This is a genomic window from Methanobacterium sp., assembly GCF_038562635.1.
Lineage (GTDB): Archaea > Methanobacteriota > Methanobacteria > Methanobacteriales > Methanobacteriaceae > Methanobacterium_D.
Genome location: NZ_JBCFBO010000001.1, coordinates 329,795 through 352,509 on the forward strand (window position 1 = coordinate 329,795; position 22,715 = coordinate 352,509).

General features: G+C 29.4%; 22 protein-coding genes. 12 read left to right on the forward strand and 10 right to left on the reverse strand.

Translation table 11 applies throughout. The features are described from left to right. Window positions 1–4 precede the first annotated feature (4 nt). The 3 genes from AAGU07_RS01585 to AAGU07_RS01595 are packed head-to-tail and all read right to left on the reverse strand — an operon-like array spanning window position 5 to window position 3,258. Window positions 5–1,033, reverse strand: coding sequence for a glycosyltransferase family 2 protein (locus AAGU07_RS01585; protein WP_342457466.1), 1,029 nt, complete (start codon window positions 1,031–1,033; stop codon window positions 5–7). A 15-nt stretch (window positions 1,034–1,048) separates the two neighbouring features. After that, window positions 1,049–1,762 (reverse strand): glycosyltransferase, encoded by a 714-nt coding sequence (locus tag AAGU07_RS01590; protein ID WP_342457467.1) that lies wholly within the window; start codon window positions 1,760–1,762, stop codon window positions 1,049–1,051. 59 nt (window positions 1,763–1,821) lie between these two features. Beyond that, window positions 1,822–3,258: a flippase gene (locus tag AAGU07_RS01595; RefSeq protein ID WP_342457468.1), complete on the reverse strand. Its 1,437-nt coding sequence runs from the start codon at window positions 3,256–3,258 to the stop codon at window positions 1,822–1,824. Between the two features lie 344 nt (window positions 3,259–3,602). Between AAGU07_RS01595 and AAGU07_RS01600 the strand changes: the two genes are divergently transcribed. The 9 genes from AAGU07_RS01600 (at window position 3,603) to AAGU07_RS01640 (ending at window position 12,720) form a co-directional block, all read left to right on the forward strand. Further along, window positions 3,603–4,709: a glycosyltransferase family 4 protein gene (locus AAGU07_RS01600; protein ID WP_342457469.1), complete on the forward strand. Its 1,107-nt coding sequence runs from the start codon at window positions 3,603–3,605 to the stop codon at window positions 4,707–4,709. A 183-nt stretch (window positions 4,710–4,892) separates the two neighbouring features. Further along, on the forward strand, window positions 4,893–5,906 hold the full coding sequence (locus AAGU07_RS01605) for a glycosyltransferase (protein ID WP_342457470.1): 1,014 nt from the start codon (window positions 4,893–4,895) through the stop codon (window positions 5,904–5,906). 212 nt (window positions 5,907–6,118) lie between these two features. Continuing rightward, entirely contained in the window at window positions 6,119–6,397 is a 279-nt protein-coding gene (locus tag AAGU07_RS01610; RefSeq protein WP_342457471.1) for a hypothetical protein, read from the forward strand. Window positions 6,398–6,656: 259 nt separating this feature from the next. Further along, window positions 6,657–7,331: a (Fe-S)-binding protein gene (locus AAGU07_RS01615; protein WP_342457472.1), complete on the forward strand. Its 675-nt coding sequence runs from the start codon at window positions 6,657–6,659 to the stop codon at window positions 7,329–7,331. A gap of 34 nt (window positions 7,332–7,365) precedes the next feature. Then, window positions 7,366–8,577 (forward strand): LUD domain-containing protein, encoded by a 1,212-nt coding sequence (locus AAGU07_RS01620; RefSeq protein ID WP_342457473.1) that lies wholly within the window; start codon window positions 7,366–7,368, stop codon window positions 8,575–8,577. 171 nt (window positions 8,578–8,748) lie between these two features. Continuing rightward, window positions 8,749–9,462: a (5-formylfuran-3-yl)methyl phosphate synthase gene (locus AAGU07_RS01625; RefSeq protein ID WP_342457474.1), complete on the forward strand. Its 714-nt coding sequence runs from the start codon at window positions 8,749–8,751 to the stop codon at window positions 9,460–9,462. Between the two features lie 201 nt (window positions 9,463–9,663). Further along, window positions 9,664–11,151, forward strand: coding sequence for an IMP dehydrogenase (guaB, locus tag AAGU07_RS01630; protein ID WP_342457475.1), 1,488 nt, complete (start codon window positions 9,664–9,666; stop codon window positions 11,149–11,151). Between the two features lie 56 nt (window positions 11,152–11,207). After that, entirely contained in the window at window positions 11,208–11,801 is a 594-nt protein-coding gene (locus AAGU07_RS01635) for a molybdenum cofactor guanylyltransferase (protein ID WP_342457476.1), read from the forward strand. A gap of 313 nt (window positions 11,802–12,114) precedes the next feature. Next, window positions 12,115–12,720: an acyltransferase gene (locus AAGU07_RS01640; protein WP_342457477.1), complete on the forward strand. Its 606-nt coding sequence runs from the start codon at window positions 12,115–12,117 to the stop codon at window positions 12,718–12,720. Window positions 12,721–12,795: 75 nt separating this feature from the next. Here the strand turns inward: AAGU07_RS01640 and AAGU07_RS01645 are convergent, their stop codons facing one another. Further along, on the reverse strand, window positions 12,796–13,512 hold the full coding sequence (locus AAGU07_RS01645) for a hypothetical protein (RefSeq protein ID WP_342457478.1): 717 nt from the start codon (window positions 13,510–13,512) through the stop codon (window positions 12,796–12,798). Window positions 13,513–13,580: 68 nt separating this feature from the next. Beyond that, window positions 13,581–14,465 (reverse strand): FkbM family methyltransferase, encoded by an 885-nt coding sequence (locus tag AAGU07_RS01650; protein WP_342457479.1) that lies wholly within the window; start codon window positions 14,463–14,465, stop codon window positions 13,581–13,583. 367 nt (window positions 14,466–14,832) lie between these two features. On the opposite strand from AAGU07_RS01650, the gene AAGU07_RS01655 reads away from it, so the two are divergent. From AAGU07_RS01655 to AAGU07_RS01665, 3 genes are read left to right on the forward strand one after another with little or no spacing between them, the layout of a single operon-like run. Then, window positions 14,833–16,272: a flippase gene (locus tag AAGU07_RS01655; RefSeq protein ID WP_342457480.1), complete on the forward strand. Its 1,440-nt coding sequence runs from the start codon at window positions 14,833–14,835 to the stop codon at window positions 16,270–16,272. Next, window positions 16,265–16,918 carry a methyltransferase domain-containing protein gene (locus AAGU07_RS01660; RefSeq protein ID WP_342457481.1) on the forward strand — a complete coding sequence of 218 codons (654 nt, stop codon included), beginning with the start codon at window positions 16,265–16,267 and terminating at the stop codon, window positions 16,916–16,918. The genes AAGU07_RS01655 and AAGU07_RS01660 overlap by 8 nt, the downstream gene beginning before the upstream one ends. After that, window positions 16,915–18,033, forward strand: a complete 1,119-nt coding sequence (locus AAGU07_RS01665) for a glycosyltransferase family 4 protein (RefSeq protein WP_342457482.1) — start codon at window positions 16,915–16,917, stop codon at window positions 18,031–18,033. Before AAGU07_RS01660 ends, AAGU07_RS01665 begins: the two co-directional genes overlap by 4 nt. Window positions 18,034–18,085: 52 nt before the next feature. On the opposite strand, the gene AAGU07_RS01670 is transcribed toward AAGU07_RS01665, so the two are convergent. The 5 genes from AAGU07_RS01670 to AAGU07_RS01690 form a co-directional block, all read right to left on the reverse strand. Then, window positions 18,086–18,571, reverse strand: a complete 486-nt coding sequence (locus tag AAGU07_RS01670; RefSeq protein WP_342457483.1) for a hypothetical protein — start codon at window positions 18,569–18,571, stop codon at window positions 18,086–18,088. 503 nt (window positions 18,572–19,074) lie between these two features. Continuing rightward, the gene (locus AAGU07_RS01675) at window positions 19,075–19,749 is read right to left on the reverse strand and encodes a DUF268 domain-containing protein (RefSeq protein WP_342457484.1); all 675 of its coding nucleotides are present in this window, start codon (window positions 19,747–19,749) and stop codon (window positions 19,075–19,077) included. Between the two features lie 78 nt (window positions 19,750–19,827). Beyond that, window positions 19,828–20,871 (reverse strand): glycosyltransferase family 2 protein, encoded by a 1,044-nt coding sequence (locus AAGU07_RS01680; RefSeq protein ID WP_342457485.1) that lies wholly within the window; start codon window positions 20,869–20,871, stop codon window positions 19,828–19,830. A 41-nt stretch (window positions 20,872–20,912) separates the two neighbouring features. Continuing rightward, window positions 20,913–21,710, reverse strand: a complete 798-nt coding sequence (locus AAGU07_RS01685) for a glycosyltransferase family 2 protein (RefSeq protein ID WP_342457486.1) — start codon at window positions 21,708–21,710, stop codon at window positions 20,913–20,915. A gap of 81 nt (window positions 21,711–21,791) precedes the next feature. Next, window positions 21,792–22,700, reverse strand: coding sequence for a glycosyltransferase family 2 protein (locus AAGU07_RS01690; protein ID WP_342457487.1), 909 nt, complete (start codon window positions 22,698–22,700; stop codon window positions 21,792–21,794). Between the last annotated feature and the right edge of the window lie 15 nt (window positions 22,701–22,715).

Here is a 22,715-nt window from a genome sequence, read left to right on the forward strand (position 1 = left end):
ATGGTTATGCTCTCAGAATTTTAATTCCATCTTTAGTTGCACTTAAAAATGATTTATAACGTCTTAAATTCTTAAAATATATCAAATCAATAGCACTGATAAGCCAGAAGTCAAAAACAAAGAAATATAATAAGAATGATAAAGTTTGCAAGTTATTGCTATATTTTTTAACAAATAAAAACCTATTTTTAGTTTCTAGATAGTCCACAAACAAATTGGTGTTTCTATTAGTGGAACCACCTATTTTATGCCACATTTTCGATTTAAAAGCATAAACCGATTTCCAACCGCTGATATAACCCCTTATAGCCCAATCATTCTCTTCTCTATAAGAAATATATTCTTTATCTAATAGGCCTATATCTTTAAGCATTCGTGCCCTTGCAAGTAAACAGCACCCATGGATGTAGTCAACCTCTTGATTTGCATCATATTGTCCTTTATCAATTTCTTTGTAACCAATATGGCTTGGTTTAAATTTCCATAAATTCTGTTTTCCTCCAGCGAAATTTATAATATCTTTTCTTCCTTTGTAATCATAATAATAAACTTTTGGCCCTACAAACCCAATTTGAGAGTCATCTTCTGCAACTTTTACTAATTCATTTAAAAAACAATTATCAACAACAGTATCATTGTTTAAAAGCAAAATATAATCCGAATTTAAAATATCTAAAGCATACCTAATTCCAATATTGTTCCCCTCAGTAAATCCATAATTTTTATCATTTTCGATAAGAATCAGTTCCTTGTTCATATAGTGTTCATCCTTCAGGGATTCTATTTCATGTTTTAGATATTCTTTAAACTTAATTGGCTTATTTTCGCTATAATCAAAAAAGGGAGAGTTTACTTTTATTTTACCCTTTAAATATCCTTTGATCTTTTCTAAAGATTCATCATTTGATGCATTGTCAAGGAGAATGATGTTATAATTGGGATACTTAATTTTGTAAACTGATTCTAAACATTCTAATGTATCTTTCCATCCATTCCAGTTAAGAATGACAATAGAAACGTGAGGATAATTCATAAGATGCCTTCCATTTTAAAATTTCTTTTTAAACTTTGTCCAGTAAAAAATCGATCTTTGAAAAATTTTTTGTATACTTAAAGGATATTCTGAATCCCAGTTTCCCATGGTAGTATAAACCATTTTATAGTTTTTTCTATGTTTATTCAATAATTTTTTTAATATACTATAATATTCCTTTGAAAAGGAGTCTCCTGCAGATTTATGATATATCGAAGCTGGAACTACATAAACATCCCGTCCCTTCTCATTAACGCTTAAACTATAATCTACAGCATATAAATGCCAACCATTACATACTTCTTCGTCGAATGGAACCATATCAAAAACATTTTTTGGTATTATAAAAAGACATTCATCAAGTGTTTGCACTTTAACAGGCGTGTCGATTTGTATTTTTCCAGAAAACTTTGGAGGTATTCCTTCTTTGATATTACTTATAATTACCTTTTCTTTAGATTTTCCTGCGACTCCTGCAATACCTAAATTTGATATAGGATCTAAAATTAGTTCTAAATCATTTAAAAACGTGTTTGAACATAGATCTACATCTTGATGTGTAAAAATTATATATTTACCTTTTGCTTTTTTACCTTCTTGATTAAATGCTTCTGCAGCTGATTTAAACTTTTTTTGAGTGTTATCAATTAATATAAGTTCATAATTAGTAGTTTGACTATTCAGGCTTTTGAGTAAATAATCATTTAAAATTTCTTCATTATTATACACGCAAACTATTGAAAAAATTATTCCACCTCAAAATGATTATATAAAATCAATTTAATTGTTTATTTCCTTTTTATGATTTGTTTAAATAAGTACCTATCCATATCATCAATTCCGTTAATTAAGTATAATACTGCCAGATATGCTAAAACAGCAAAAGGTGCTAAAATTAACAAATTAATGATCTTGAAATATATAAGGAGTACGCTCATAACAAGAGTACTGACTGTTACTTTTAATAATATTTCATTAATTCTATTTTTAGATACTCCAAAACCAAATTTATATCCGATCATAATGGCACTGCCCACAAGAATGGCTTCTGTCACTACTGTTGCAATACTGGCCCCCACATAACTAAGCGTTGGAATTAAAATTAAGTTAAGTGCAATATTTACAACTACACATACTGCTGAAATCTTGGTAATTATTAACTGCCTGTTTGTAGCCTCTAATAGCCTAATAAATGCTGCCCCAATGAAAGTAAAAACTGTGGTCCATATAAGTATCTGCAGAGCAATGATTGATCTTTGATATCCATAACCAAATATCAAAATTATAATATTATCTGCTAAAATTGTAACAGCTGCTCCCATTGGAATTCCAGTTACAACCATTAATTTAAAATATTTTTCAGTGATTAAGTTCAATGAATCTCGTGAAGAGAGATGAAATTGTGACATTGATGGGAAAAGAGTGGTATTAATGGTAATTGGGACATACAGCAAAGCAAGAATCAACCTGTACGCTGCATTATACCAGCCTACTACCTCGTTCCCTTGAAATAATGAGAGCATAACCGAGTCTATATATGTATATACCATACCTGAAATTCCTGTTAATCCAAAGGGTAATGCTTCTTTTATTGCAGATTTCCAAAAACTCCAGTTAAGTTGCATTTTGTAAGGTGGAAATTTCCAGATATAAACAAGAAAAATATAGATCAAACTAATTACACTGGATATAAAAAATATAAAAGCAAATCCTAAAACACTGAAACCATAGTATATTCCAATGATAACACCTGCAAATAATAAGACATTGGTTAATACCTGCCCGATTGATTGATATTCTATTTCTTCATAAGCCTGGAATAGGGAATTAAAAATTCCATAAAATGAAGTTAATATGCTGTACAATGCAACAAAGTAAACAACATTTATAACTTCCTGAGGATAACCCATTAAATTTATAACTACTGCCACAAGTCCGAATGTCAAAGCAGCTAAAATTAGCTTAATTAATACTATATTACTGAAGTATCTGCCTGTTAAAGATTTATCCCGCGCTATTTCTCTAACGGTTAAAGTGTTTAAACCTAAATCTGCCAGTATACTGAATATACCCGTAAATGCAAGAGCAAATGATAAAATTCCATAACCATCAGCCCCGAGATAGCGGGCTATATAGATCATATAAAAAAATGCAAATATATAACTTATAATTTGAGAAACAAATAAAAATACGGTATTTTTAGCTATTTTACGGGCTTTACTCATATTTAATCTCTCTTTTTAATTTAGTTATAAACCTACAAATTAAAATATTAAATTTGATTTTATCACATATAAATTACTAAACTTTAGTAAAAATCTGTTATTTATGATTTATCTGAGCAATGATATTATCACTTTTAAGACATTATAAAATTATTCAACTCCATTGAAAGTTATATTAGTTAATATCCATTTAAATTCACCTAGTTTTTGTTTTTTTCTCCCAATTAATTCAAGTATTCTTAATAAGTTAACTGGACTTATCCAAGCATAATTATAAATAATAATAAAATAATAATATTTAGTAGTTACTTAATAACATTAATAAATTATACTTGGTGTAAATCATGGATATTGGAATAGTTCACCCCGAATTAATCTATCCCCGCGGTGCAGAAAAACAGGTATGTAAATTAAGTTACTATCTAAATAAAATGGGGCATGATGTTACAATATATACATTTGAGAAGAAAGAAACATGTGTTTTCAATTCATTACTTGAAAATATAGAAATTATTTCTTTAAATGAAAAATGGATTTCTGGTCCATTCTACAGTTATAATTTAGTTAGATGGCACAGTTTAATTAAGAAATTAAGCGAAAAAATTAAAGAACATGACATTATAAATGCACACAACCATCCTGCTCAATGGATATCAAAATATACCGATATACCAACAGTATGGACATGTAATGAACCATATCAACACAATATTTCCAGTTATATGAAAAAAATGTATTCTGCCCACAGTTTAATAGATAGAAAACTAACAAGGAGCACTAAATTAATATTGTCATTGAGTAACAGGATAAAAGAGCTCATCAAAATGAGATATCCAGATAAAAAAGTGGACATCAGCTACTCTGGTGCGGACCTGGATCATGAAGTTAAACATGAAACTAACGAATATTTTGACACCATATTCGTGGGGCCTATACAGCCCCAAAAACGCCCCTTTGATATAATAAAAGCATTTTCTTCAATCGATGGAAATATAGAAAATGTAAGGTTACATTTTGTTGGAAATACAACCAGTTTAATTTCTAAAAGAATGAAAAATGAAATGATAAAATATGCTTCAAAAAATGATATTGAAACTATTTTTTATGGTTCAGTTCCAAATGATAAATTATATGAACTTTATAACATTGCAGATATATCTATTTTCGTATCTGAAGCAGAACCATGGGGAATATTCCCATTAGAAACTATATTAGGTGGGATACCAACTATAATATCGGATCAATGTGGAATAAAAGATATTTTACCAGATGATAATCCTGTTGTAGAAACTGGAAATATCAAGCAATTAGCTGATAAAATAATGGAGATTAAGAATAATTACCATGAATATAAACATAGAACAGTTAAAACTTCAAAAATGGTCTCAAAAAAATATTCTTGGGAAGCTTACAGCAGGAGAATGGAAAATATTTTAAAACAATGTAGTTAATCAAATTTATTTAATAACAGTGAAATATTCTTATAAGTTAAATACAATCTATTTTTAGTTGATTAATAAGCAAAGTAATTCAATACAAATTATTTAAGCTTCTTATTATATATTTACCAGCCCAGTGGATTTAATATATAAATTAAAGTACAAATAACAATATCCAATAATATAGTGAATAAAATGTCAATTTTAATAACAGTAGGAATAGTTGCCAAAAATGAGGAAAAATATATTGAAGAAACCTTAAGAGGCATCATAAACCAGAGCATAAATACTTCATTAATTGAAATAATTGTTGTAGACGGCAATTCCTTTGATAGAACGCGTGAAATTGCAGAAAATATTTTAAGCATGTCAAATGTAAAGTATAAAGTTTTAAATGAAAAAGATTTTGGTTTCTATGGCCTGTGTTTTTCAAGAAATCTTGTAATTGATAATTCAAGCAAAACCACCAAATATATTGCTTATACAGATGCAGACTGTATTGTTGATAAAAATTGGCTTAAAATGCTGTACCAGCATATCGAGAAAAGTGGAGACGACATTGCAGGCGCTGGAGGCCCAAGACTGGTATCCCCAACAGAAGATAAAAAAGAACTTGTAATAAACAATTTTTTAACCTCAAATATTGCATCTGGAGGAAATCCAGCTTTTTCTAAAAGAAATGTTGCGTATTTAGACAGTATTCCCAACTACAATTCAATTTACAAAAAGGATATAATATCCAGATTTAGATATGACGACAGTCTAATCATCTCAGATGATAATGAATTGAATTTAAGACTTAAAAAAGCAGGGTACAACTTCATCTATGCTGGAGACGCTGAAGTCTACCACCGCGAAACAAATTCCATAATTGAATTTGGAAAAAATATGAGGAATTATGGTGTAAATATAACAAATACCATAAAAAAACATAGATTATTTAAAATTAAACCTTTTCTATCCTTAATATTCGTGTTATACCTTATTTTTTTAGTCCCATTATATTTAATAGTAGGGTTGATTATTTTAATTCCACTTATACTCTATTTCATATTTGCAGTCATAATATTTGCAGAAATTATTTACAAAACAAAAACCATTTACTCTTTGATAATTTTTGTTTTATTGCCGGTTCAACACATCTCATATGCATATGGAATGATCTATAATTTCTTATTTGTTAGACCCGTGCGTAGAAACGGTAATTAAATTCTAAAATATTCATTTAAAACTTATTTATATACTTTTAATTTAGGATAGGCTTCATTATATCCTATGAAGAATAATTTATAATTCTTAATTTATTGCGTGAAAAAAATAGTGGATTAAATATAAAACATACGTAGGATAATATTTCTTATCTTTAACTTCAAAGAAAATGAACTTAATAAAACAAAAAATACGCTAATAGAGGGAAAATTATGGAAAGAATTTTTGAAGATGAAAATTTTGATGATGCCTATCAAAAGGTTATCAACCTAACTGGAGGCATTATATCAATGAGAGAAAAGGAAAGGCTTGCTGAAATATTTGAAATAGAAAATTCATTGATAATTACAGTTGATTTCCTAAAAAGAGAGATATATGCAGAATTTGTGGAAGACAATCCCAAGAATTATGCCATTATTAAAAAACAGTTAGCTGATTCAAAAAGGATAGTAGGGGACTTAAATTTAAAATTTATTGATATTTTCAACTGAAAATACAATTAGTCCCTAAAAAACTTATTAATTAAAAAATCATTGACTTAATCAATTAAATGGTACTGTTAGAAATCAAAGTCTTTAAATCTAAAATATATTCTACAAAAACAATAAAAATTTTGATCATTTACAATATTTTTTTTGTTCAATAATTATTTAATCAATGATCACCTAATGACTATACAATAACAAAAATATAATAATAGCTCCCTACTGATTTTATACCAAGATTAATGCTAAGAACATTGTGAGTAAAATGATATACTTTAGAGGCTGCGTTGCAAGAGAAAAGCTTAATAACATAGCTGAAGCCACAGAAAAAATACTAAAAAAGGCAGGCATTGATTATAAAATATTAGAAAATGAAACCTGCTGTGGATCCTTTTTACTTAGAACTGGATTTGCCCACGATGCAAAAGAAGTAATGAAAAATACATTAAAAGAAATTAGGGAAGAAAAGATAATTACTTCCTGTGCTGGCTGTTATAAGACTTTTAAAAAAGATTATAAAGAAATTTTAGGTGTTGAACTGGATGTTGTGCATACCTCTCAACTTTTTAATGATTTAATTAAAGATGGAAAAATTGAGCCACTATTTTTAGATAAAACAGTTACATATCATGACCCATGCCATTTAGGCCGTCATCTTGAAGAATATAATGCCCCTCGAGAAATTCTAGATAATATTTCCAATCTAGTTGAAATGGATCGAAATAAGGAAAAATCAAGATGCTGCGGTGCAGGCGGTGGAGTTAGAGCTGCATTTCCAGAGATAACTGAAAATATAGCCGAAATGAGGATAAAAGATGCAGAAGATGTTGAAGCTGAAATTCTTGTAACTTCATGCCCATTTTGTATTTTAAATCTTAAATCCGCATCTAAAGATGATAAAAAAGTGCTTGATTTATCTGAGATAATTATATTCAAATAACTTTCATCATAATTTTAAAACCGGAGTTCTAGAAATGGATGATGCCAAATTAGATGCAATGAGACGATCATTTAATATAATTGAAACCAGAAAAAAGAAGCTTTTAAAAGATGAAAATGAACGCATAAGTAAGCTTCAAGAAAGAGTAAAAGAAATAAGGGAATACAGTATTGGAAACCTTGAAGAACTCATAGAAACTGCAAAAACTAGATTTTTAGAAAATGGAATGGAAGTTATTTTTGCAGAGAACTCCCATATGGCCCTGGATGAGATTTATAAACTAATTAAAGATGAGCCTATTATAGCAAAATCTAAATCAAACAACGTAAATGAAATAGGACTTTCTGCATTTCTAGAGAGCAAAGGGATAGAAATTGTTGAAACTGATCTTGGAGATAGAATAGTTCAAATGGATCCTGAAAGTTACGGCCCTTCTCACCCAATAGGTCCAGCTGCACACTTGGATATGGAAAAAATAGCCCAAATTGCATCAAAAAAATTCGGTGTGGAAGTAAAGCCTGAACCTAAATCTATCTTAGATATATTTAAGGCAGATATTATAGAAAGACTTGCAAATTGCAATGTAGGTATAACTGGAGCAAACAGTGTAGCTGCAGAAGACGGCGCATTAGTTATGGTTCATAACGAAGGTAATATCAGTTTAGTATCCATGAAAGATACCCATATAGTTGTAGTAGGAATCGATAAACTTGTAAGGACAATAGAAGATGCAGTAAGTGTTGTAAAACTTGAAACAATATTTGCAACTGGAAAAAAAATCCCTGCATACATAAATGTCATCACATCACCCTCCAAAACAGCAGATATTGAACAGGTGCTTTTGAAAGATATGTACGGTGCAAAACGAGTGATAGTGATTCTTCTAGATAACGGAAGGAGTGAAGCACTTAAACAAAGTAAAGAATGTTTGTTATGTATTGGATGCGGCAGTTGTATTGTTTCATGCCCTGTTTACAATGTTACAGGGTCTGATTTTGGATACAGGGGATATTTAGGTGGCAGAGGAATAGTTTTAAGTAATTTTATAACTGATAATAAAATATGTTTCGATTCAGGACTCTTTAAATGTACATTATGTGGCCTATGTACCCTTGAATGCCCAGTTAACATAAAGACAAATGAAATGATTGAAAAATTAAGGGAACGGTCAGTGCAATCAGGAGTTTGTCCAGATGAACATCACGGAACTACTGAGAAGATCAAAAAACAGGGATCACCTTTTTAAATATCAAAAAACACTTATGATATAAAAATTAATTCAATAAGAACTTAAATAGAAATTATATAAAAATATATATAATGTTCTAAAAAGTTGTGATAAAATGGACATTTTATGATACTTAGTCATAGAAATAATATAAAAAAATTGATTTGATTGAAAACGGAGGTATAAAATTTGCTTCTCTTAATAAGCCCAATAAACACCGAAGAAGCACTTGAATCTATTGAAGGCGGTGCAGATATAGTCGATGTCAAAAATCCAAAAGAAGGTTCACTCGGCGCAAATTTTCCATGGGTCATTAAAAGTATAAGGGAAATGACACCCAAAGATACACTTGTAAGCGCTACACTAGGCGATGTTCCATATAAACCCGGCACAGTATCACTTGCAGCCCTCGGTGCTGCAGTTTCTGGAGCAGATTACATCAAAGTAGGATTATATGGTACAAAAAACTACGATGAAGCACTTGAAGTAATGAAAAATGTTGTAAAGACAGTAAGAGATTACAGAGAAGATGCAATAGTAGTTGCATCAGGATATGCAGATGCTCATCGAGTTGGCGCAGTTGATCCTATGGAAATACCAAAGGTAGCCGCAAGTGCAGGTGCAGATATTGCAATGGTAGATACTGCAGTTAAAGACGGAAAAACATTATTTGATTTTATGGACACTGAAAAATTAACTAAATTCAACGACGAAATTCACGATTACGGATTAAAATCAGCCCTTGCAGGCTCAGTAAAAAAAGATCAGCTTTTAACCTTACATCAAACTGGATGTGATGTAGTAGGCATAAGGGGAGCAGCATGCATTGGTGGAGATAGAAATTCCGGTAAAATTCACCGAAGTGCTGTAAGTGAATTGAAGAAGATGATAGATCAATTCTAGTTAATTAAAAAGCAAATATAAAAAAAAAAACAAATTGTAAAATTCTATAAGTAACTTACAATTTGTATTAAATCTTGATCCTATTTACTATTTACAAAACGTATTTTCTTAAATTACGTTTTGTTTAAAGATTTTCTAAGCATAACATCAAAACCAAGTTTTGATGATAACTATTTCATTAAAGATTAAATGGAGGTATTTATGTACTCTAAAAAACTAAAAGAAGCTCCAAGCGGGTATACATTCGATGATTTTTTATTAATACCTAAGGCTTCTTCTGTAGAACCAAAAGATGTTAAAGTTGAAACACAAATTTCAAGAAATTATCGTATTAATATTCCTATTATAAGTTCTGCAATGGATACAGTTACAGAATCCAAAATGGCAATAACACTTGCCCAGGAAGGTGGACTAGGAATTATACACAGGAATATGACTATAAGTGAGCAGGTAAATGAAGTCAAAAAAGTAAAACAATCCAGTGACCTTACTATACGCGATGTAATAACAATAAGTCCAGACGCATCCATAGCGGAAGCAAATGAAATAATGGATATAGAAGAAGTAAGCGGACTTCCTGTTGTAGAAAATGAGATTGTTGTAGGAATAATAAGTAGAAGGGATATTAAACCTATCATTAACAAGGGTTCTAAAAAGAAAGTTAAGGATATAATGACAGAAGAAGTCCTGACTATCCCTGAATCAACTACTCCTGATGAAGCACTGGATATTGCCTATGAAAACAAAGTTGAAAGGCTACCTGTAGTTCGAAACGGCAAAATAATGGGAATTGTAACTATACGTGATATCTTAGAGCGGAAAAAATTCCCTAATGCATCAAGAGATAAAAAAGGGAAATTTATGGTTGCTGCAGCAACAGGACCCTTTGATTTAGAACGTGCTATGGCTCTTGATGATGCAGGGGCCGACATTATAGCAATAGACGTCTCTCATGCACATAATTTACATGTTGTAGATTATGTCAAAACAATTAAAGACAACATCGATGCAGATTTACTTGTTGGTAATATTGCAACAGCCAAAGCTGCAGAAGCATTAATAGCAAAAGAGGTCGACGGACTTAAAGTTGGTATTGGACCAGGATCTATATGTACAACAAGAATAGTTGCTGGTGTGGGTGTTCCACAGCTTACAGCAGTGTCAGATGTGGCAGATATTGCAAGAGAATCTGGAATTCCTGTTATAGCAGATGGAGGTTTAAGATTCTCGGGAGATATTGCAAAAGCTATAGCAGTAGGTGCTGATGCAGTAATGCTTGGAAGTTTACTTGCAGGGACACACGAAGCTCCGGGCGATGTTGTAATTATGAATGGAAGAAAATTCAAACAGTACAGAGGTATGGGTTCACTTGGAGCCATGACTGGTGGAGCTGGTGCAGGAACAGACCGCTACTTCCAGGAAGTAAAAGGACCAATGAAGCATGCTAAACTTGTTCCTGAAGGAATAGAAGGAGTTGTACCCTACAAAGGCCCTGTAAATGAAGTTTTATTCCAGTTAATAGGAGGACTTAAGTCTTCTATGGGTTACTGTGGTGCAGAAGACATTTCAGCAATGAAAGAGAAAGCAAGGTTTGTAAAGATCACAGCAAGCGGTATGACAGAAAGTCATCCACACGATATTACAATAACCAATGAAAGTCCAAATTATCCTACAACCCGTTTGATGTAAAAACATCACATACTCCTTTTTTTATTTTTTAGCTAATTTTAAATGAGGTTCATTTTATGAAATCCATTATAATTCTGTGTGGCGGTAGAAGCCGTAGAATGGGAAAAGATAAAGGTTCACTTGTTTTAAATGGTAAATCAATGCTCATGCATGTCTTAGATACTATTAAAGGCATTGTTGATGAAATTGTACTGGTTTTAAGGGATCAAGAACAAATTGATAGATATAAACTCATTTTAAAAGACATAGATATGTCAATTAGGATCGTTACAGATGAAACAAAAGATCAAGGCCCCCTGGTTGGAATTTTAACAGGACTTTCATATATTAATTCAGAATATGCTCAAATTTTACCGTGTGATTCTCCATTTATTTCTAAATCATTTGTTTTAAAGATGTTTGAGATTGCAGGAGCTAAAAAATTTGATGCAGTTGTCCCAATATGGGATGATGGACATATTGAGCCATTGCATTCTATTTATAAAAAAGATGTAGTAAAAATAGGCAGAAATCTGGTTAAAAACGAACAATACAACGTAAAGTCGCTTATTGATAACTTAAATGTCAAATATGTTGATGTTGAGGAACTTGATGAGAGCACGATGAGTTTTCGAAATTTAAATACTATTAATGACTTCGAAAATTATTAAATGAAATGAAAAATAAATTTTAATAGATTCAAGTTAGTATAAACAATAAAATTTTCATTCTTGTATATTTAATTTTAAAACTAGCATTCTATCAAATAAATGACTAAATGTAATTAGTGAAGACATATAAGCACAAGAAGTACATTATTCTGGAGGATATATCTGAAATATTAAAACCAGCCTCTTAACAGCTTGATAACAATATTTATTTTAACTATTTATAGCTTCAAAATCAATTCATAATATAATAATAAAAAAGCTTATTAACCATACGCTCTAAAAATATATTTAGATCTATAAAGAGGGGCTTAAAGTGGTTAGACATAAAATTGTACATTTTATAAGGAATAATCCAGATTCATACCCTTCAAAAACTTTTCGTTTTATGTATAACTTATTAAATGGGTTAAACCTATTATTATCAACTTTAACCGGATATATTCCATTCCATACGATACGCAACATACTTTATCGCAACATCTTTAGAATTAAACTTCCAAAAGATTCCATAATTTACTGGCGATGCCGGTTTTTCAGGCCTTCAGGCATTAAAATTGGTCATAATTCAATAATAGGCAATGATTCATTCTTAGACGGACGTAAAAATATATACATAGGCAATAATGTTAATATCGCTGGAAATGCGCATGTATATACCATGGAACATGATATAAACAGTCCTTCCTTTGCATCTGTTGGATCTCCCGTTTATATCTGTGATTGGGTTTACATCGGTTCAAGGGTTACTATACTGCCAGGAGTGACTATTAATGAAGGCGCAGTAATTGCATCAGGATCCGTTGTGACAAAAAACATTGAAAAGTGGACATTGGCTGGTGGAGTGCCTGCAAAGTTCATTAAAGAAAGACCAGTGGTTAAATATAAATTAAATACTAAAAATAAGGCTTTTTTCCAATGACAACGCGATATTAAAATGAAATTTAAAATTACAGTAGGAAAAACAGGTATAACGGATATGCCACTAAAATAACGTTTAAATTGATTCATTTTTCTTAATGATACCAACAATTAAACCATTTGCACTATTGAATGGATGACCATACTCAACATTTGCAATGTCGTCCCAGTTAACTTCAATCCATTGATTGTCCTTTGTAATTCGTTTTAAATAATGGGTTTCAGTAAATTGTATTTTACCATTATTTAACAGCTTATCCAGTGTAGAATTATATCCAATAGGTAATGTAACAACCAGTTCACCGTTAGTATTTAATAAACTTTCCAAATTTTGGATTGCCCACAGTATTTTCGTAGGTTCCTTCGAGTTTTCATCGAAGCCAACATGTTCTAAAGTTGAAATAGTTACAATCAAGTCATAATTTTTAGCAGATTTGAATTCACATACGTCACAGTTGATTACATTACTTGCCACGTCATATTTATCCACAATATCATAATTAACAGAGAAATAATTAGAAAAAACATTTCCTACTTCAAGAATTCGCTTCCCCTTCCTTTTTTTTACAATTTCCCAAACAATTGGAACTTCCACCGCTCTTTCATTTTCCCAAGTAGTGTTATACATATGATAAAAGTAATTATATTTTTTTCCATTGAAATAGAATGTTTTTAATGGTTTAAATGTGTTATAATAATGATATTTAAGAATTGCTATTAACTGGCTAAACTGATTAATTTTAGATCCAGATAAAATTATTTTTAAAATCTTAAACACATTGTTCACTTCCATTTTTATATCTCATAATTTTTAAGCGATTATAAAGTTAGATTAACCCTAATGGTGTATATTCAGCACCTTTATTTCTCAAGCAGTAAATTAACAAAATTACTATAACCATTTTGGGATATTTGGCATGTTTTAATGATTTCATCATTATCTAGATGCTCCAAACATTTTTTTTGGCCATTTATTAAATTTATTTTGAATCCGTATTCTTTTAGTTTTTCCAGTAACTGTTCTGGTTCAGTACCCATATTTTTGAGGCCCATAGGCCAGAATTCCATCATAATTTTAATGGACTCTTTTTTTAAAAGAGAATCGGCTCCGTTAACAATAAGCCCTTCAGCACCCTGAGTATCCATTTTAATCAGTATATTATCTAATTCAGTAAATTTTTCATTAAAAAATGAATCTAATGTTGTTGTATTGACTTCCGAGAAATTAATTTTATCAGGAACATTATTTCGAGCTAAAGAATGAGTTCCAAAACTAAATTCATCTAAAAATATTTTAACTTTCCCTATATCATTCGAAACAGCTTTTTGAACTGTCGTAACATTATTCAAATTATTAATTTTTACATTCTTCAATAAAAGATTGTAATTATCAGGTACCGGCTCAAAAGAATAAATTGAGCCTTTTTTAATTATATTTGCACCGATTAAAGTGTAATAACCAATATTAGCACCTATATCAATCAAAATTGTGTCTTCATTAACTAACTTTTTGAATAATTCTGTTTCATATCCTTCATAAGTTCCATTAAGAATTAAAGGAACTAATCCAGTTTCTCTGGTGTTTACATATAATTTAGTATCAGGAAGGTTTACTAGAATTGTGGTATTAGGGTTAAACCAGTCATAACAACTAGAATAAATTGAGTTTATACCATATATTTCAGGCAGATGCTTATTATAGAAACTGTATACTCTGGTTAAATATAAAAAAAATATTTTTTTCATTTGAAACATATTTAATATTATTTGAGTAATAAGTAATAAATTTAACTATTATTAGTACAGTAATCTGTCTATTTCGCCCATTTTTACAGGGGCAACCCTCTAAACCAACCAATAGAAACATATTTATTATAACTAGACAATATAGTATTACATAGTTACCATTTCCCATTATTATTTTATTATAAACCGTATATTTCAGTTTATATTAAAATATCCATTTTAAAATCAGATATTATTGCTTCAATTAATGTAAAAATATCTAATAGTGACTCAATACATTTTATAAATAATACTAAATAATTATTTTATAATAATACCTATTTAAACAGAACATTTCAGTTATTAAATAAGATAGAGAGTATATTTCATGAATTCAATACATAAAATAGTGAAAAATACCAGCATGTTATTTATAGCCCAGATTATAGGTTATATCTTGCTTTTTTTCATTGCCATGTACACAGCCCGATATCTTGGTACCAACGGATTTGGTAATCTATCGATTGCTCTTGCTTTAACAGGCATTTTTGGAATTTTTACGGATTTAGGTATCGGATTACTTTCTATAAGAAATATAGCAAGAGATCTATCTTTAAAAGATAAATATATCACAAATATACTGCTAATAAAATTTTTTTTGAGCATTTTAACTTTTGGACTTATTATGGTAACTGTAACTATCTTTAATTATCCTGGAGATATTAAACTTCTAATTTATCTAATAGCAATATCTACAATAATCAATGCATTCTCATCCCCATTTAATGCTACTTTCCAGGCATATGAAAAAATGGAAATACCTGCTATAAGCTCGATTATAAGCAACGTTATAGTTTTTTCAGGAGTTTTTGTTGCTATCTATTTTAATAAAGATATATTCTTTTTCGCCCTTTTATACATCATTAGCAGTTTAGCGTGTTTACTATTTAATTTCATGGTTTATGTATGGAATTTTTCGTTTCCACTTGCGAATATCGATTTAAAATTATGGAAATATATTATAAATGATGCTTGGCCCTTTGCATTAATGGGAATTTCTGCAAGTATTTATTTATGGATAGACTCACTATTACTATCTATAATGGTAAGTAGTGAAGCAGTAGGCATTTATAACTCTGCTTACCGGATTTTAATGATTTTATATGTTATTCCTGCTATTTTTATTGCAGCATTGTTTCCAGTAATGTCAAAACACTTTAAAACTGCCAAAGATTTATTAAAAATAGAATACGAAAAGGCGTTTAAATATTTAGCCATTACATCCATTTTTATTTTCATAAATGGAATTCTTTTTGCTGAAAACATTATAAAATTAATTTTTGGAAATGAATATTTATCTTCCATTTTAATTCTTCAGATATTAATGTTATCTGTGCCCATAATATTTTTGAACTCACTATCTGGTAACATTCTGGCAGCGACCAATAAACAGAGGTTTCTTAGTATTGTAGCTATTTTAAATGCTTTGTTAAACGTTACTTTAAATCTCTTTTTAATTCCCAAATACAGTTATATTGGTGCTTCAGTGGTTACGGTTCTTACAGAGGTATTAGGATTCAGTTTAACATTTCTATATATCAATAAAAGTTTCTTTAAAATTTCTGTAAATGAATATATATTTAAACCACTTTTAGTTGGATTTGTGTCTGCTATCTTAATTTATTATTTAAAATTAGCATTACCCTGGTTTTTTGCAGGTATAATTGGTCTATTTTTGTATTTAACTATTTTATTTGTATTTAAATTAATTAATGAGGAAGATAAAAACTTATTTAAACAAATTTTAAGGGGCGATATTAATGAATAATCAATTAATTAAGTCTAATTTTGATTTTGGATATAAAAAATGGAAATTAGACCCAATATATGCTAAATTAACTCTTGAATACGAAAAAGGAGATATATTAGACATCGGATGTGCAACATGTCAAATGTATGAATTTCTAAAGAGAAATGGTTGGAAAGGCAAATACTATGGAATAGACATCCAAAAATATGAAGGTTATGCATACCCCAACAAAGTTAATTTGATAATAGGCGATGCTACACAATTAGACTTCCCTGAAGTAGATACTATACTCCTATACAACATTTTAGAACATGTAAACGACCCAATATCTTTATTAAAGAAGTCATTAGACTCCAGTAAAAAAAATGTATTGATACATATACCTAAACGAAATGAAAAACTGTGGAAACATGGATTGGCGGAATTTCATCAGCTTGATAAAACTCATATGCACTGTGGATTTTCTAAAGCTGAAATATACAACATCGTAAGTAATAGTGGAGGTTCAATTAAAAAATACAATGAGACTGATGCCAAAAATGCAATAATAGGCATAAATCTATGGGACAATATAATACCTAAATTAACTTTCATACTACTAAATAAAACTTTCTCTTCAAAAACATTCTATGAAAATATCTGGTTGGAAGTAGTGAAAAAATGAAAATAGGAATATTCACTCCTTATTTGAGGGCGTTTGGAGGGGGTGAAAAATATATTTGTAAAATTGCAGAAACTTTAAGCCACCATCATTTTGTTGAGTTCATTATTCTAGAAGATATAAACAAAGAGAAACTGGAAAATAGGTTAAACATTAATCTGGAAAAAATAAGCTTTAAAAAAATAAACCTTAGGAAATTAAAGAATATTTCTTTATTTAAAAATTTAGTAATTGAAAATATATCTAAAAATTATGATATCTTTATAAATCAAGAAAATAACACTACAATCTCTGCTAAATCTAAAAAAAACTTTTATATATGCCAGCAACCGATATTAAAGTTGGATAAAACTTTCTTTCAAAAATTAACCGATCCCTTTTTTTCTGACAGTAATCTTGAATCGTACCAAAAAATAATTGTTTATTCTCAATTTATAAAAAAAGAAATTAAAAAAAAAGTCAAAAACGAAATAAAAGTTGTATATCCTCCTATTGAAAATTTTAAACCATTTAAAAAGGAAAATATAATATTAAGTGTTGGAAGATTTTTTGTTGGATTTCACAATAAAAAACAGCTTGAAATGATTAAAATATTCAAACAGCTTTATGATGAAAATGTTATATTAAATAACTGGGAATATCACTTGGTAGGCGGAATTGTAAAAGATACTAAAGATATATATTATTTAAAGACATGTCAAAAAGAAGCACGAGGTTATCCAGTTTATATACATACCGATGTTTCATTTGAAACCCTTAGAGGATTTTATGGTAAATCTAAAATATTCTGGCATGCCACTGGATTAAACAAAGACGAAAACGATTATCCTGAGCTAATGGAACATTTTGGAATTACTACTGGAGAAGCAATGTCAGCAGGATGTGTCCCTGTTGTAATTAATAAAGGAGGTCAGCCTGAAATAGTCCAGGAGAAAGTTGATGGGTTTCTTTGGGATACACCAGATCAATTAAAAGAGTATACGCTTGAATTAATAAAAAATGATTTATTATGGAAAAATATGAGTTTAGCTTCAACTTATAGAGCTAAACACTTTGGAATAGAAAAGTTTATCGCCAATGTCAAAGAATTATTTATAATTGATAATGAAATTAATTAGATAGTAATTTGCAGTTTATAATATCCCATTGAATTTGCTTGATAATTTATATTTATTTTTGATGATTTATAAAGTGATTATTTAATAATTGATTTAATCCATTCAATACACCTTTAATGAAATTTTTGTTCCTTTCAAATCCATTTTTCTCTTTTAATGCACTGCAGAAATAGTAAAAGTTTGTAATCCAGAAACCATACACAAAAAAGTACAATAAAAATGAAATGTATTCAATTTTACGGGTATTTTTCTTCATAAACTTGATCTTATTGCGGGAATAGTAATATAATTTAATCGAATTGTTGAAAGACGTTGAAACCTTATGCCATATCTTTGATTTGGGAACATAAATAGATTCATAGCTTGCTTTAAATCCCCTCTTGCATAAATCTGCTTCTTCCCAGTAGGCGAAATAACTGGTATCTAAAAAACCTATTTTTTCTAAAACCTCTCTATTTATAAGGATGCATGAACCTTCAACATAATCAACTTTATTTACTTTATTATATTGGCTCTTATCAACCTCTTGATACCCCAATACTTTTAGAATACCAGTATATGGGTTTAAAAATCCCCGGCAAATGAAATTACGTCATTTATTCCTTTATTTTCATAATAATGAGTTTTAGGACCTAAAAAAACCTATTCTCCTATTGCCCAATTTTTACCAGTTCAGTTAAAAAATTTTTATCAACAACGGTTTCATTGTTCAAGAGGAGTATATAATCACTTTTAAAGTTTTTTAGGGCAAATTTGATCCATATACTATTACCCCCTACAGATCCATAATTCTTATTATTTTTTAAAACTATAAGAGAACTTGATTTAATAAGATCCTTATTAAATAATTCTAATTCTTCTTGAAGATCATGAAAATAAATGGGCTTATTTTCATTTTATAATTAAAAAAATTCGGATCTTATCAATAACACAATACTCCTTTACTTTTTCTACTGAATCATCGAAAGATGCATTATCATCAAAAATTGCCTGATAATTAGTATAGTTAATGTTATAATGATTCATTAATGGATACCTGATTTATGTTTTCTTTTTCAAACAGAAAAGGCCTAATGCATAGTTACGTCCAGAGGGTTTGACTTCTCTGGCTTCATTTTCTTCACATTTAACAAAAACGTTTTCAGAATTATTCTTATAGTATTCTGCATCAATAATTTCAAAATGAGATTTAATCTCTTTAAATAACTTACTATTTTTATTATAAACTCTGTGCAGTGGGTATATAATTTTTTCTTCACCATAAGGTATAGTAAGAATTAAAATCCCATTATGGCGCAAGATATCTCTTGCCTTCTTAATAGCTTTAATATCTCCATCAATATAATTAGGTGAGTTATAACGGCCTTCCAAACCAATATGTTCAATAGTGGAGCACATTACACAAACATCATAAATTGAAGAAAATGGGTATAATATAAAGTCACCATTGATGTAATTTATTCCATCATAAGGCAACTTTTTATTTAAATCAATACCATCAACTTCAAAATCCATTTCTTTAATAATACTAGTTAATGGAGATGCAAAACAACCAACATCAAGAACATATTTGTATTCTTTATCCAACTTAATTAACTTTCTAATTACATAAGGGTATTCAATACATCTATCACCTGTTAATGGGCTTTCCATTGGATCGACATTAATTAAAGGCTTAATAATATCTACACTTTTGAAGAATATTTTTTCTAACATTTTATCACCTGTTATATTTTAAATAATATTTCATGACATCTAAAATATTTTTAAGAAATTATTCCTTGTTTCTGATCTTTAATAACAGATCCACCCTTTAAACACTCCTTTAATGAAACTTTTGTTCCTCTCAAAACCTTCTTTTTCTTTTAATGCACTGTAAAAATAGCAACAATTTGTAATCCAAAACCCATATCCAAAAAAGTACAGTAAAAACGAAACATATTCAATTCTACCTGCATTTTTCTTCATAAACTTGATCTTATTACGGGAATAATAATACAATCTACTAGAATTGTTGAAAGACGTTGAAACCTTATGCCATATCTCTGATTTTGGAACATAAACAGATTTGTAACCTATCTCAAATCCTCTTTTACATAGATCCGCTTCTTCCCAGTAAGCAAAATAACTTGTATCTAAAAAGCCTATTTTTTCAAAAATTTCTTTGTTTATAAGAATACATGACCCTTCTACATAATCAACTGTACTTACCACGTCACACTGACCTCTGTCAATCTCTTGATATCCTAACACCTTTGGCATGCCTTTGTAAAGATTTAATAACCCTCCAGCAAATGAAATTATATCCTTTCTTCCCCCATTATCATAATAATAAGTTTTAGGGCCAAGAAAGCCTATTTTTTCATTTTTTTGTCCAATTTTTACTAATTCTGTTAAAAAATTTTTATCAACAACAGTGTCGTTGTTTAAAAGGAGTATGTAATCACTTTTAAAGTTTTTTAAGGCAAATTCAACCCCTATATTATTTCCACGGGCAAATCCATAATTATCCTCGTTTTTAATGACTAAAATATCCTTTTTGTAGTTCAATTTATCAATATTTTCATGTTTAAATGATTTTAATTCCTTTTCTAACAGACAATGAAAAAAGATAGGTTTATTATCAAATTTATAATCAAAAAATTCTGATTTTATGTTTAATTTTCCTTCACAAAATTTTTTTATTTTTTCCATTGAGCCATCATCCGAAGCATTATCAACTAAAATAACTTGATAATTGGGATAAATTATTTGGTATAGTGATTCCAAACATTCTATTGTGTCTTTCCAATTATTCCAGTTAATAATAATTATAGTTACATGGGGAACATGTTTCATAATCTTACTCTCCTAATATGTGAGTTATAATCTACAAATGATTATGAAAAAGCAAATAGCTCATCTAATAAACCTTTTAACATTATTAGATTGTATTTTAGTGAATTAAACGTAGATTCAACCGATCGGTACTTATACAAAAAATAAAACAGTTTAAAAGGTGATGCTAACGAACTGACTATTATATTGCGAGTTGGGAATAAATTATACCGAATACTATAAATTCCTGTTAAGTATGCATCTCTAAAAGGGTCTGGATCAGGATAATGATCAACAACAGGACCGACCACTTTTTTCCATTTATATCCTTTTTTCTCAACCCATTTTTTTATAAATTCGTCCTCATAGATCATTAAGTCAAAAGGAATTAATATGCCCTCAACAGATCGTGTTTTTATCAAAGTAGCAATAGTATAACCCCTTGTATCCACTCTTCTTTGATCCACCACTTTTTCAAAAGTTGTAAATTTTGGAATAGTTGTAGGGTTATGGTGGATAAAATTACTTTCAATGGCCCCTACTTCACAATCTGAAATATAACTGATTATTCCTCTAAACCAACCCTGTCTTAAAATAACGTCACTGTCAATGAATACAAACCATTCTGTATCCACATTTTTTATGCCAATTTCTCTGGATTTACCTAAAGCTGCTTCTGTTTTGATAATTTTAATATTAAATTTATTCTTATAACTCTCTATTATGTCCAGTGTCTTATCAGTTGAAAATCCGTCTAAAACAATTAAATGACAAACAGGTATCTCTTCAAAAATTGATTTTAAACATTTATCTAAAATAGTTTCACTATTTTTAGTACACATCACTACATCAATTTTCATTTTAATCACATGTAAAGATTTTTCAGATTATTTAAAACTTTTTATGTCGTTAAGGTTTTATCAGTAAATAATTGAAAATTATTATTTTATGTACTGATAAATAAATTTGAATTCTATGTCGATCTTTTTAAAAACGTCATTTAAAGAAGTCTGGTTTATAATCAAATTATAATTACTGGGAAACTCTATATTAAAAGCGTAGTTATTTTTATGTTTTAATTTAAGGATGTCTCCAACACCTTTAATATTTTTAAAGAGTGCTAAGCTCAAGTCATGAAAGTGCATCATGTAATAATATACTCCAAAAGTTCCACCATATTCTATTCTTAAATCTTTACTTTTCATCATATGGTTCAGTTTATTGGATTCTCTTTTGGTTCCTTTATACAGTCTGTCTGCTGCCAGTATTTTATTAACCTTCAAAAAGTTGTATTTCTGCCCTATTCTTAGCCAGAATTCATAATCCATGCACAAATAGATATCTCTAATCTTATTATCTTTAATTATCTTTTTTCTAAAAAATACGGCTGGCTGACAAATAAAACATTCTCTAAGAAGATGTTTATAACTCCAATTGGAAGTTTTACATATCTTTTTTATATTTCCAAATTCATCAATTATTACTTCATCCCCATAAATGACGTCCACATCCTGATTTTCATAGAATTTATTTACAACATATGAAAAAGTATTGTAGTCCAAATAACAATCATCAGAATTAACCCATCCGATAATATCGCCATTTGCCATTGCAAAACCTTTATTTAAAGCATCTGACTGACCATTATCATGTTCAGAAATCCAATTTAAGTTGTATTTATTCTCATATTTTTTTAAAATATCAATGGTATTATCTATGGAACCTCCATCGATCACAAAATGTTCTATATTCTGGTAATCCTGATTCATCACACTTTTAATAGTATCTTCAATGTATTTACCCTGATTATATGATGGAGTTATAATGGATACCAAAGGATTCTCAATCATTTTATCATCCCCATT

What these genes read in the sequence shown, in the direction of transcription:
- AAGU07_RS01585 (WP_342457466.1), bottom strand. Translation starts at nt 1,033, where the DNA reads ATGAATTATCCTCACGTTTCTATTGTCATTCTTAACTGGAATGGATGG.
- AAGU07_RS01595 (WP_342457468.1), bottom strand. Translation starts at nt 3,258, where the DNA reads ATGAGTAAAGCCCGTAAAATAGCTAAAAATACCGTATTTTTATTTGTT.
- AAGU07_RS01600 (WP_342457469.1), top strand. Translation starts at nt 3,603, where the DNA reads ATGGATATTGGAATAGTTCACCCCGAATTAATCTATCCCCGCGGTGCA.
- AAGU07_RS01605 (WP_342457470.1), top strand. Translation starts at nt 4,893, where the DNA reads ATGTCAATTTTAATAACAGTAGGAATAGTTGCCAAAAATGAGGAAAAA.
- AAGU07_RS01610 (WP_342457471.1), top strand. Translation starts at nt 6,119, where the DNA reads ATGGAAAGAATTTTTGAAGATGAAAATTTTGATGATGCCTATCAAAAG.
- AAGU07_RS01615 (WP_342457472.1), top strand. Translation starts at nt 6,657, where the DNA reads ATGATATACTTTAGAGGCTGCGTTGCAAGAGAAAAGCTTAATAACATA.
- AAGU07_RS01620 (WP_342457473.1), top strand. Translation starts at nt 7,366, where the DNA reads ATGGATGATGCCAAATTAGATGCAATGAGACGATCATTTAATATAATT.
- guaB (WP_342457475.1), top strand. Translation starts at nt 9,664, where the DNA reads ATGTACTCTAAAAAACTAAAAGAAGCTCCAAGCGGGTATACATTCGAT.
- AAGU07_RS01635 (WP_342457476.1), top strand. Translation starts at nt 11,208, where the DNA reads ATGAAATCCATTATAATTCTGTGTGGCGGTAGAAGCCGTAGAATGGGA.
- AAGU07_RS01645 (WP_342457478.1), bottom strand. Translation starts at nt 13,512, where the DNA reads ATGGAAGTGAACAATGTGTTTAAGATTTTAAAAATAATTTTATCTGGA.
- AAGU07_RS01650 (WP_342457479.1), bottom strand. Translation starts at nt 14,465, where the DNA reads ATGAAAAAAATATTTTTTTTATATTTAACCAGAGTATACAGTTTCTAT.
- AAGU07_RS01655 (WP_342457480.1), top strand. Translation starts at nt 14,833, where the DNA reads ATGAATTCAATACATAAAATAGTGAAAAATACCAGCATGTTATTTATA.
- AAGU07_RS01660 (WP_342457481.1), top strand. Translation starts at nt 16,265, where the DNA reads ATGAATAATCAATTAATTAAGTCTAATTTTGATTTTGGATATAAAAAA.
- AAGU07_RS01665 (WP_342457482.1), top strand. Translation starts at nt 16,915, where the DNA reads ATGAAAATAGGAATATTCACTCCTTATTTGAGGGCGTTTGGAGGGGGT.
- AAGU07_RS01675 (WP_342457484.1), bottom strand. Translation starts at nt 19,749, where the DNA reads ATGTTAGAAAAAATATTCTTCAAAAGTGTAGATATTATTAAGCCTTTA.
- AAGU07_RS01680 (WP_342457485.1), bottom strand. Translation starts at nt 20,871, where the DNA reads ATGAAACATGTTCCCCATGTAACTATAATTATTATTAACTGGAATAAT.
- AAGU07_RS01685 (WP_342457486.1), bottom strand. Translation starts at nt 21,710, where the DNA reads ATGAAAATTGATGTAGTGATGTGTACTAAAAATAGTGAAACTATTTTA.
- AAGU07_RS01690 (WP_342457487.1), bottom strand. Translation starts at nt 22,700, where the DNA reads ATGATTGAGAATCCTTTGGTATCCATTATAACTCCATCATATAATCAG.